This is a genomic window from Streptomyces sp. NPDC007095 (assembly GCF_040634475.1).
Lineage (GTDB): Bacteria > Actinomycetota > Actinomycetes > Streptomycetales > Streptomycetaceae > Streptomyces.
Genome location: NZ_JBEYFS010000065.1, coordinates 43,763 through 53,751 on the forward strand (window position 1 = coordinate 43,763; position 9,989 = coordinate 53,751).

A 9,989-nucleotide genomic window follows, 5' to 3' on the forward strand; every position below is an offset into this window, starting at 1 on the left:
GGGTCAGGTGAGTTGGGCGGCGATGGCGTCGGCGAGCTGGGGCGGGACGCCGAGGCGGGCGCGCAGGGTGTCGGTGTCGATCCGGGATCCGGTGCGGGCGTGGTGGTCGTTGGCGACCTTGCGGGCGTGGTCGACCAGGGCGGCCGGGACCGCCGGAGCTGGGGCGGGCTCGGCTGCGGGCAGAGCCGGGGCTTCCTCGGCCGCGGGGACCGGGGTGGCCTCCGGGGCATTGGTGGGGAGGGGTTCGACGTCGATCTCGGGTTCGGGCGCGGGTGCCGGCGGAACCGGCACCCGATCCCCGGTCGAGTGGGCGAGGAGGGTGCCGCCGAGGAAGGCGAGGGCGGGCCATCCGGCGATGCCGAACCGCAGCCAGGCCGGCGGGTGGGCGAGGTCGAGGAATCCGGCGGTGGCCACGTTCGCGCCGAGCGAGGCGAACAGCGCGATGACGAACCAGCACCAGGCCAGCCGGGACGGACCCTCCGAGCGGAGCCGTCGCCAGGCAGCGACCAGGAGCAGGTCCACCGAGATCGGATAGGCCCACGCCTTCCACCCGTCCTGTCCGGCCGCGTCGGCGAGGTCGTGCAGGTGGGCGAAGGACAGAGCTCCAGCGATGACGGCCTGGACGAGGACGGCGTCCACGCGGAGCGCGGGCCGGGCCTTCATGACGGCTCGCCGGGGTAGTCGGGGCCGTCGGTGGGGTCGTAGCCGGGCGGGAAGGTGCCGGGCGGCGGCTCCGGCAGGGACGCGGCCAGCGACGGGCCCACAGCCTCGATGAAGTCGTCGTCAGCGCCGAGTGTGTCGGCGTAGAGGGCGAGTTGGCCGAGCAGCAGGACGGTGCGGGCGAAGTCGTCGCAGTCGGGGCACATGGAGTGTTCTCCCTTCCTCGGGCATGGAGGGGGTAGGGACCTGGCGCGATGCGGTCGCGCCGACCGGGGAAGCGGGATGGGTCAGGCGGTGGCGGGGGCTGTCTTGGACAGCGGCACCCGGTCCGGGGGCAGCGCGGCGGTGGCGGGCCGGAAGGCTGCGAGGGCGGGCAGGTCCGGGGTGCGGTCGGCGTGCTTGTTGCAGAGGTTCACTGCCTCGCGCAGCGAGGTGTGCGGGGCGCGGATACGGGCCCAGCCGCCGGACGAGTCACCGGTGACGGCGATGCCGGGGGTCTCGGTGGGGATCTGGATGGCGGCGAGGACGGCGTCCGGGGAGATGTCCCCGAAGGCCATGTTCGCCGAGGATTCGTCGTTGACGCGGTGGGCGGTCCGGCCGGTGAGCTGGGCGCGGAGCATGGTGATTCCCTTGCCGAGTTCGGAGCCGAAGCGCTGCCCGCAGATCTCCAGGTAGATCCCGGCGGCGCGACCGAGTTGGGCGAGGCGGACCAGGGCGGTGATGATCCGGTCCCGGCGCTTCTCCTCGTCCTTGGTGGCGAACAGGGCGAGTTCGGCGACCTCGTCGACCAGGACCACGACCGGGACCGGGCGCAGGTGGTCGGGCAGGTCCCAGATGTCGGCGGCGATCTCCGCGTCCGGCACGTTCACGGTGATCCGCTGCTCAGCCCGTATGAGCTGGTAGACGCCTTCCATGTGGGTGACGAGGGCTTCGAGGAGATCGAGGGCGGTGTCGGGGTTGTCGGCGAGCGCGGTGAACCTGCGGGCGAGGGGGAAGAGTTCGACGCCCTGTTTGCAGTCGATGCCGACGAGGGCGACGTTCATCGGGGCGAGCCCGGCGACCAGGTTGCGCTGGTAGACGGACTTGCCGGACTCGGTGGCACCGAGGGTCAGCCCGTGCGGGACGGCCCGGTAGTCGCGGTAGTGCACCGCGCCGTCCTCGCGCAGGGCGACCGGCACCCGCATCGGCGCCGTGTCGGTCTTGGCGGGCATCTGCACCCGCTTGAGGACGTCATAGCCGGTCATCCGCACCTCGACGACGCCGGAGCGCAGTTCGCGGGAGGTGACGCCGTACATGGAGAAGGAGTGGCGCAGCCGGTCGGTGGCGGCGGAGACGTCGAAGGCGTCCTGCCCGGGGCGGAGCTTGAGACGGAGCACCAGGCCGGTCCGGGTGGGACGGATCCGCAGGATGCGAGGCGCCCGGGACTCGGGGACGGGCCGGTTGGCGATCCGGGCGAGGGTGAGGCGCCAGCGGGAAGGCGGGACGGTCAGCCCGCAGGCGTCCATGACGGAGGTGTAGCGGACCAGGACCCGCAGGGCGGCGAAGGCGGCACCGAAGGCCAGCCAGTACCAGGCGGGGCGCCGCCACCGCAGGATCACTGAGGAGGCGACGACCAGCACCAGGGCGACCGTTAACGCGGTCATGATCAGGCCGCCTTCGACGTCGAGCCAGCGGCGGCGAGCGAGGTGACCGCGACCGCGCGGAACGCGATCCCGTGCCGCTTCTGCCCGTTGAACTCGTTCTCCCACGCCGAGGCGACCAGACCCGTCAGGGCCACCGGGGTCCCCATGGCCAAGTCCTCGGAGACGCCGGGCTGCGGAACGGTGAGCTTGAGAATCTCTACCTCGTCCGGCGTGGAGAACATGACCTCCACCGTCATCAGGGTCACGCCGTCCTTGTCGAGGGCGATCTCACCGGTACGGCGGTCCTTGACCTTCGGCTGCGGAGCCTTGGCGACCATCACGGTCGCGTTGGTGGTGTCGACGGGAATCTGACGCATGATGGAACTCCCTTTCAGGGGCGGGAGCGGCGTACTTGCTTGGCGGTGGGTCGCCGCTCCTGTGCGTTGACGGGTGGCCTGCAGCAAAGCCGCGGGCGTTTGCGCTTCAATCTGGTGCGCACCAGTAGGTTGCATCTGGTGCGCACCAGATGTCAAGCGTTGTCGTCGGTCCGGCTCTTCAACTCGCCTTCCTGTGACGTTTCTAGGGAACCGTTTCTGCCAACGCCCCGGTAGCCAACAGGGGTTAACACCCGGCTCGTTAACCCCTGCCGACCTGCGCGGATGTGAGGCATGCTGCTATTAGGGCTTGGCAACCACAGGCAGGGCGAGGCGACGTGACGAACGGACTCAAGGCAGCGCGGAGTGCACGAGAGTGGTCGCAGGAGCGGTTAGTTCGAGAGATCGAACGTCATGCGCATCAGCACATGCTCACCGTCGCGTCCACGGCCAGCCTGCGCGTCTACGTCTCGGAGTGGGAGAACGGCCGCCGTTCGATCTCAGCTCGCTACGCGAAGATCCTGCGCGCTCTTCTCGGCATCACGGACGACGAACTGCATGGCAGGGCCGAGGCGTTGGCCGTGCCTGTAGTGGCTGACGGATACGACGAACTCATAAGCCGGATCGACGCCGCCCGCAGCGTCAGCCTCACCATGGTGACGACGTTCATGGATCAGACGGAACTGTTCAGGACCATGGACCGGCAGATGGGCGCCGCGAGCCTTGTCGACCCGATGACGGGGCACCTGGCGAAGCTCGAGGACGCGCTCACCTTCGCCGTACTTCCGGAGACCCGGCGCCCGGTCGCCCTCGCGTTGGCGGGGGCTGCAACGCTGGCCGCATGGCAGGCACTTGATGTGGGCGCCGTGGAACGAGCCTGGCGGCACTATGAGTTGGGCAAGCGAGCGGCACAGGAGGCTGACGAGCCGATGTACCTCGCGCACGCCACGGCCGAGCAGGCGTATGTGCTGTGCGACGCGGGCCGGGCCTCCGTCGCGGTCCAGCTGATACGGGATGCCCAACGCGTCGGTGGCAAGGCGATGTCCCCGCGACTCATGGCCTGGTTGTACGCGGCCGAAGCCGAGATCTGCGCCCGGGCGGGGTTGCCGGACGACTGCCGGCGGGCGCTGGAAAACGCGATGCGACACCTGCCGCCGGGGGAGGAGGCCCGAGACGCGGACATGCTGAGCATCTTCTTGAACGAGGGGCACCTCAGCAGGTGGCGCGGTAACGCACTCGCTCTGATAGGCGACGACGAAGCGGTGACGAGCCTGTACGACGCCCTTGATTCCGCAGACCCCACCTTCATACGAGCGTCGGCGGGACTGCGGTGTGATCTCGCCCAGGCGCACATGGCGCGCGGCGAATACGACCAGGCGCACGAGCACCTGCGGCAGGCCCGACTGCTGGCGAGCCGTACCGGGTCAGTGCGTCATCGTCGCCGGATCGAGCAGCTCACGCAGCGGTTGTAGGCGCGGCTCCAGCACCCCGTGAGGCGAGCACGTGCAGGAGAGCCACGAGCGTCCCCGAGCCCATGAGCTCACCGCGGGCCATCAGCCCGGGAATGTCCGCGAGAGGCACCCAGGCGACGTGCCCCGCTTCTTCGAGGTCGGTCGGTTCTCCGACGAGCTTCGCGCCCTGACCGACGTAGATCTCGTGAGGCGAGTCGACCATGCCGACCATGGGCTGATAGGTGACCACGTGCTCCAGGGCGTCCGGCCGCCAGCCGGTCTCTTCCTCGACTTCCCGCAGCGCGGTCTGAGCCGGGTCTTCTCCCTCGTCGACGATCCCGCCGGGCAGCTCCCAGCCGAACGAGTCGGGGACGAAGCGGTAGCGCCAGAGCATCAGCACGCGGTCCTGGTCGTCGAGGACAGCGGCGATGGCGACGTGATGAAGCCGCACGACGTGATGCTCGAAGCGTTCGACGCCGGGCGGTTCGACGTCCACGAGACTGAGCTTCACCCAACGGTTGTCGTACACGGTCCGCTCACCGTGAATCTGCCACGGCTCCACGTCTGTTGGCGTCTCAGTGCTCACGGACCGGTCCGGCACGCGGTACGAGCTACGGCCGTGCACCTCGATGGCGCCCTCGGCGATGAGCTTGGCGAGCACCTGACGAAGTGCCGTACGGCCGATGCTCAGCTCTTCCGACAGGGTCCGCTCAGACGGGAGCTTGGAGCCAGGCTGGTACTTGCCCGTTGAGATCCACTCGCGAATCGTGAGGTAGACCCGCTCCGACTTCGGTCCCATCCGGTGAGCACACTCCCTGCGTCCTGTGATGCTGGTCCGTTCCAGGGTAGCGACCACGTACGGAGTCTGGACCAGGTACGGATATCCGTATGTGGGTGCGGTAGAACTTTCCCTACTTCATCAAGCCCCGGCTGCGCTCCGCTCCGCCGGGCGCGCTTCCCGGCTCCGCCGCGGGCGCCGCTCCTGCCTCCGGCCCGCTCCGCCCGCGCTGCGCCGACGCGCGCCCACTGGTGGATAGGGCCGGTGGCCATGAGTCGATCACCGCATAGAGCGGCCCACGGCTAAGACGATGGTTGCGGACGCTGCCCCTCCGGAACAACGAAGAGACCACCCATCCGGCCGGGGTGGTCTCTTCGTTCCAGGGCCTGTCCGACGGGTCACGTCACCGACCCCGCACCTGACAGCACTGTCACCCGAATGGCCCAACATGACGTGCCACCCATATGGGTGAAGATCAAGCTGACTAGTGCCCCAACCGAGGCAATCCGTGAAAGGGAAACCAAATGCGCATTCGACGAATCCTCGCCGCCGTCATCGCCACGGCAGCCCTCGCCGGACTCGGCCTCACAGGCGCCGCCACCGCCACCGCCAGCAGCGTCACCCCGGGTGAGTGCACGGACGGCGGCGGAACGATCGATCGGTCGACGCCCGTGCTCCCGACCTGCAGGGGCGGTATGTACGACGGGCAGACAGTCGACTAAACCCCACTAGGGCCTGTTGCGATCGGCACCCCGCAGCCACGCGCTGCGGGGCGCTCCCTCGCGAGCGCAGCCGGGAGAGTCGCAGGGACTGTGCCGACCCGTCGGGCACGCCAGGTCCGAGTCGGCCCGGAAGCACGCGGCGGGCGGGAGCTCCCGAACGCCGTCGCGCGCGAGCGCAGCGAGCTGCCAAGGTTTGCGCGGCCGTAGGCCGCACCTCTGTTACTGAGGCAAGAAGCCGGGGGTTCCTTGCCCAAGCTCGCGGAGGCGAGCGAGGTAGTCCGCCTCCGGCGGGGGATCGGCCGGCACCGGGATGGAGGGGGCACCGTCGCCGACCGCGGGCACGTGGTGGCGTGCGCGGGGAGCTCCCATCCCGACCACCGCCGACCCAGGCAGAGCCGAGCAGACGCGGCCCATGGCGTCCAGGTCGTTCGTACAGTGGCGCGCTCCACCTGGACGCCATGAACCACGCCCGCTCCACGGTGTGTGGGTCGACGGCGGACGGGATGGGAGCTGGGATAGGTAGTGGGGGTGCCGGTTGGATGCCGGGTGTACGCGAGTATGTCGGCAGGCCCAGGGCTGACAGAAGGGTGGGACCGTGCAGATAGCGGGAGTGGACTTGTACGTCAACCATCCGATCATGGCCTTGGGGTCCCCAGACTGGATTCGGGAAGACCTGGAGTTGCGGGGCGCCCCCGCCGCGTCTTCCGATACTCACGTCATTGTTCGTGTACAGGCACAGACGGTTCTGATCAAGGTGCGGCTGTTCCAGGACTACGGCGATGGCATTGCCTCTGATCCGTCGTTCACCACGGTCTTTGACGGGTCGCTCTACTTGGCAGACCGGCGGTTCGTGATCGGGGACGTGCTCGGAGAGAGCCGATTCGTCAAGCACATCGGGGGACCGCAACGATGGCGAGTGCGGGTGGCAGTGGACGATCCGAAGGGGTACGCGCGCGCTGCTGACGTAGTTCTTTCCGCCGAGGAGTAGAGCCGCATGCGCTGTCAAGCCTGCGTGCGGTGGCTGACACCAGCGGCTGACACCAACAAGCGCGAACAGCAGCGGTCGACGCCGGACCTCAGTGGACGATCGGCCGAGGCGCAGGCCCGGTTCGCCGACCTTGACGGTCCCCCGTGATTGACCTGATAAGGATGAGGCCAGACCTCAAAATCAGATTCCTAGACCGTCGCTCGCCGGACCTGGTAGTCCCAGCGTGTGAGCGACCGGACGACGGTCTCGGCGCCAATGGGGTTGGCGCTGTGTACGAAGACCGTGCCGATTCGGAAGGGCCGCCCGTTGAAAGCGGCTTCTTCCATGAGGGTCACCACGGGCAAGATACTGTCGTCGCCGCCGAGGTCATGGTCGAGCCAGAGTTCGTCGATGAATCTGTCGCGGTGCTCTTGCAGGAGCTTGATACCTTCGTCGCTGCTGCGCGCGATCCGCGTGGTCCAGGGCAGCGGCCGGAGGTCGTCTATGCCGAGGATGACGGGCGTCGGTACGGGCGACTCTTCTTTCACCCGAGCATTATCACGGCAAGGCCGCGGCTGGCCCAGCGGAGGAGCGTGATCGCCGAACTAGGCCGGTGCAGCTCTCGACGATGGCACCCTCGGCGGACCAGTGTGGTCAGCCAGTAGCCTGCGGCAATCAGCCCACCGACCTTGGAGGCTCCGTGGTCCATGCTGCTCTCACTGAACCGGATCGGCTGTGGTCGGCGCAGGAGGTCTTGGTGCGTCCCAGCCCGGTGCCGGCGGCGGCCGGGGTCTACGGATGGCACTTCGAGAAGGCTCCCTGCCCGGACCTCGATGCCGGGCGCCTGCTCTACGTCGGCATAGCCCCGCGGTACATGGCGAACCGGATCAGCACGCAGAACCTGTGTAAGCGCGTGCGGTATCACTACCGGGGCAATGCGGCCGGATCAACGCTTCGCCTCACGCTCGGTTGCCTGCTCGGGATCGAGTTGCGCCGCGTAGGCAGCGGGAAGCGCATGACCTTCGGCAAGGCCGGGGAAGCCACCCTCAGTCAGTGGATGGCAGAGAACGCCCGAGTGTGCTGGATCGAGCGTGACGAACCGTGGACCATGGAGTCAGAGCTCATCTCTCAACTCGACCTGCCTCTGAACCTCGACCAGAACCGCCACAACCCGTTCCACGGTCGGCTCACGGAAGTGAGATTCCAAGCCCGGCAACGGGCAAGGGAGTTGAGTGTCAGTGCATAGCCAGTCGGGCTGACATCACCAGTTGACATCAACGGCGGCGAACGATGGTGCACCGGGGCGGTCGCAGACGGATCGGCGAGCGACCAGCGGGTCCCGTTCTGGCACACGGCACCGCGCTGCGATCGAACTTACAAGGCGAGGGTCAGTCTTCGCCGACCTGTAGCAGCACCACGGTGAAGCCGTGGCCAGTGCCAGCGACCACGCCGTCGAAGGTATAGCGAGTGACAGAACTCCAGGCGCGTACTTGCTCCGAGAGATCGCTGATGTTCGTGTGCCAGGCGGATCCGTAGCCAAGGAGTTCGACCAGGCGGACTGCTGCCCGATGTGCATGGACGCGATCACGTCGTGGACTGCCGGGGAACACCAGGTCATCCGCTGCGAGGTACGCCATAAGGTCCGTCGCATATTTGGAGTCGACCTCGATGAGCGCTTCAGCCACCTCGGCCGGCGAGTCGGGGCCAGTCGCCCCGGGCGCAGCGTACTGCTCCCAATCCTGTTCGGCCTCGACAACGAGAGTCCGGATCTGCTCCTCCACTGAACCCTGAGCCTCAGGCGAGACGCGGCCGAAGACTCCTTCTTCCCGAGCCAGCGAGGCAAGCAGCCCACGAAGCTCCCACTCGATGTTCATCGCACCATGTTCCCAGGCCACTGGGGATAGCCATGTCAGAAGCTCAGCGGTCGCGCCGCTGCATACGGCAATCAACAGACGTGCCACATCCGTGCCACATTGGTCGGTCAGTCACGGTCAACAGCGGTATGCATCGGTCGCGGTACCCCGCCCAGCTCGACACTCCCCATCTGCTCTATGACCTGCGCGTCTTTGAGGGGGCCAACCACCGGGCTTACAAGGCGGATGTCGGCGGTTCGAAACCGTCCGCGCCCACCAGGCAAAAGACCCCCAGCCGATCATGGCTGGGGGTCTTTGACATCCGGATCTGACATCAGCGCCGGGACTACTCGCGCTGTAGGCGCCTCGTGAGCAGCCGGTCCATGTGGCTGACCGCCTCGCGCTGCGTGTCCTGGACCACGTGGGCGTAGACGTTCATCGTGACGGCGATCTGGCTGTGCCCCAAGATCTCCATCACGACGCGTGGCGCCACGCCAGCCGCGGTGAGCAGGGTCGCGCAGCCGTGCCGGGCATCATGCAGTCGGATGACCCGTAGGTCCGCGTTCTTGGCGACCCGGGTGAAGGAGCGGTAGACGTTGCGCGGCTCGATCGGTCGCCCCGTTCGCGTGGTGAAGACGTGGCCACTCTCTTCCCAGCGATCACCCGCACGCTCACGCATCGCCGTTTGCCGCATGCGCTGGTACCTCAGAGGCGCCACGCAGATGGCCGGCAGTGGCAGGACCTGCCTACGACGTCGGCCCTTGGGATCGTCCTCGTATGCCTCCCCTCCGACCCGTTGCCGCTGCTTGCGGATCCTGATCTCGCGCTTGTCGAGGTCGACGTCCTGCCACCGGAGTCCGATGACCTCCCCACGACGGAGACCGAGCGCGATGGAGAGCACGAACGCGGGGTAGAGCGGATCAGTCCGAGCCGCGGTGAGGAAGTCGAGCGTCTCGTCCAGACTCCAGGGATCGAGGCTGCGGGACTCGACCCGAGGCGCGTCGACGAGGGTGACGACGTTCCTGGCGATCAGCTCCTCGCGGCACGCTGCCGAGAGCGCTGTGCGGAGAACCTTGTGGGTCTCCTTCGCAGTAGCCGCGGTGGTCTGCTGTTCCAGCCGGGCAAGGAAGCGGCGGACGTCAGCGACGCTCAGTGACTCCAGCTTCTTCGTCCCGAGCATGGGCACCAGGTAGAGCCGGACGTGGAACTCGTACTTGGCGTACGTGGTCCGCTTCCGCCGAGGCTTGATGACGTTCTCCAGCCAGTAGGGCAGCCACTCGGCGAGCTTGGCCGACCGGGTGGGCACGGGCACGCCCTGGTCGACCTTGGCGAGCAGCTCCCGGCGTTTGGCGTCGCACTCTGCCCACGTCTTGCCGTAGGCGAACTTGCGTGCTCGAGTGCCGTCCGGCTGGAGCACGTAGACCGCGCACTGAAAGCGGCCGTCCTTGCGCTTGGTGATGGTGCCTGCTGAGGCGACCCCTGTGGTGTGGACACTCTGACAATGGATCTTGTAGGTCCGAGGAAGGGTGTCCTGGTGGGACGGAAGTCTCCATATCCGGTGG

The 9,989-nt window shown here is 67.8% G+C and carries 12 protein-coding genes; 4 read left to right on the top strand and 8 right to left on the bottom strand.

The genetic code is table 11. From position 1 onward, the window contains the following. Positions 1-3: 3 nt before the first annotated feature. The 4 genes from ABZ656_RS22940 to ABZ656_RS22955 form a co-directional block, all read right to left on the bottom strand. On the bottom strand, positions 4-663 hold the full coding sequence (locus ABZ656_RS22940) for a DUF2637 domain-containing protein (RefSeq protein ID WP_360270140.1): 660 nt from the start codon (positions 661-663) through the stop codon (positions 4-6). After that, positions 660-866, bottom strand: coding sequence for a hypothetical protein (locus tag ABZ656_RS22945; protein WP_360270142.1), 207 nt, complete (start codon positions 864-866; stop codon positions 660-662). Before ABZ656_RS22945 ends, ABZ656_RS22940 begins: the two co-directional genes overlap by 4 nt. An 81-nt stretch (positions 867-947) precedes the next feature. Further along, complete coding sequence (locus tag ABZ656_RS22950; RefSeq protein WP_360270144.1) at positions 948-2,303, bottom strand: FtsK/SpoIIIE domain-containing protein; 1,356 nt, start codon at positions 2,301-2,303, stop codon at positions 948-950. A 2-nt stretch (positions 2,304-2,305) separates the two neighbouring features. Then, positions 2,306-2,659, bottom strand: a complete 354-nt coding sequence (locus tag ABZ656_RS22955) for a hypothetical protein (protein ID WP_095854622.1) — start codon at positions 2,657-2,659, stop codon at positions 2,306-2,308. 425 nt (positions 2,660-3,084) lie between these two features. On the opposite strand from ABZ656_RS22955, the gene ABZ656_RS22960 reads away from it, so the two are divergent. Further along, entirely contained in the window at positions 3,085-4,128 is a 1,044-nt protein-coding gene (locus tag ABZ656_RS22960; RefSeq protein ID WP_360270153.1) for a helix-turn-helix transcriptional regulator, read from the top strand. On the opposite strand, the gene ABZ656_RS22965 is transcribed toward ABZ656_RS22960, so the two are convergent. Next, on the bottom strand, positions 4,112-4,906 hold the full coding sequence (locus ABZ656_RS22965; RefSeq protein WP_079064827.1) for an NUDIX domain-containing protein: 795 nt from the start codon (positions 4,904-4,906) through the stop codon (positions 4,112-4,114). The genes ABZ656_RS22960 and ABZ656_RS22965 overlap by 17 nt on opposite strands. Positions 4,907-5,409: 503 nt before the next feature. Between ABZ656_RS22965 and ABZ656_RS22970 the strand changes: the two genes are divergently transcribed. Then, a complete protein-coding gene (locus ABZ656_RS22970) occupies positions 5,410-5,607 on the top strand; it encodes a hypothetical protein (RefSeq protein ID WP_360270147.1) in 198 nt (65 codons plus the stop codon). A gap of 610 nt (positions 5,608-6,217) precedes the next feature. Beyond that, positions 6,218-6,595: a hypothetical protein gene (locus ABZ656_RS22975; RefSeq protein ID WP_360270155.1), complete on the top strand. Its 378-nt coding sequence runs from the start codon at positions 6,218-6,220 to the stop codon at positions 6,593-6,595. A 188-nt stretch (positions 6,596-6,783) separates the two neighbouring features. Here the strand turns inward: ABZ656_RS22975 and ABZ656_RS22980 are convergent, their stop codons facing one another. Beyond that, positions 6,784-7,122, bottom strand: a complete 339-nt coding sequence (locus ABZ656_RS22980; RefSeq protein ID WP_097285119.1) for a cyclic-phosphate processing receiver domain-containing protein — start codon at positions 7,120-7,122, stop codon at positions 6,784-6,786. A 209-nt stretch (positions 7,123-7,331) separates the two neighbouring features. On the opposite strand from ABZ656_RS22980, the gene ABZ656_RS22985 reads away from it, so the two are divergent. Continuing rightward, positions 7,332-7,820 (top strand): GIY-YIG nuclease family protein, encoded by a 489-nt coding sequence (locus tag ABZ656_RS22985; RefSeq protein ID WP_360270149.1) that lies wholly within the window; start codon positions 7,332-7,334, stop codon positions 7,818-7,820. Between the two features lie 142 nt (positions 7,821-7,962). On the opposite strand, the gene ABZ656_RS22990 is transcribed toward ABZ656_RS22985, so the two are convergent. Beyond that, positions 7,963-8,448 carry a hypothetical protein gene (locus ABZ656_RS22990; RefSeq protein WP_360270151.1) on the bottom strand — a complete coding sequence of 162 codons (486 nt, stop codon included), beginning with the start codon at positions 8,446-8,448 and terminating at the stop codon, positions 7,963-7,965. A 325-nt stretch (positions 8,449-8,773) separates the two neighbouring features. After that, positions 8,774-9,934, bottom strand: coding sequence for a site-specific integrase (locus ABZ656_RS22995; protein ID WP_360270157.1), 1,161 nt, complete (start codon positions 9,932-9,934; stop codon positions 8,774-8,776). Positions 9,935-9,989: the final 55 nt, after the last annotated feature.

Excerpts from the sequence above, each read along its gene's own strand:
- ABZ656_RS22940 (WP_360270140.1), bottom strand. The coding sequence starts at position 663 with ATGAAGGCCCGGCCCGCGCTCCGCGTGGACGCCGTCCTCGTCCAGGCC.
- ABZ656_RS22955 (WP_095854622.1), bottom strand. The coding sequence starts at position 2,659 with ATGCGTCAGATTCCCGTCGACACCACCAACGCGACCGTGATGGTCGCC.
- ABZ656_RS22965 (WP_079064827.1), bottom strand. The coding sequence starts at position 4,906 with ATGGGACCGAAGTCGGAGCGGGTCTACCTCACGATTCGCGAGTGGATC.
- ABZ656_RS22960 (WP_360270153.1), top strand. The coding sequence starts at position 3,085 with ATGCTCACCGTCGCGTCCACGGCCAGCCTGCGCGTCTACGTCTCGGAG.
- ABZ656_RS22945 (WP_360270142.1), bottom strand. The coding sequence starts at position 866 with ATGTGCCCCGACTGCGACGACTTCGCCCGCACCGTCCTGCTGCTCGGC.
- ABZ656_RS22970 (WP_360270147.1), top strand. The coding sequence starts at position 5,410 with ATGCGCATTCGACGAATCCTCGCCGCCGTCATCGCCACGGCAGCCCTC.
- ABZ656_RS22990 (WP_360270151.1), bottom strand. The coding sequence starts at position 8,448 with ATGAACATCGAGTGGGAGCTTCGTGGGCTGCTTGCCTCGCTGGCTCGG.
- ABZ656_RS22950 (WP_360270144.1), bottom strand. The coding sequence starts at position 2,303 with ATGACCGCGTTAACGGTCGCCCTGGTGCTGGTCGTCGCCTCCTCAGTG.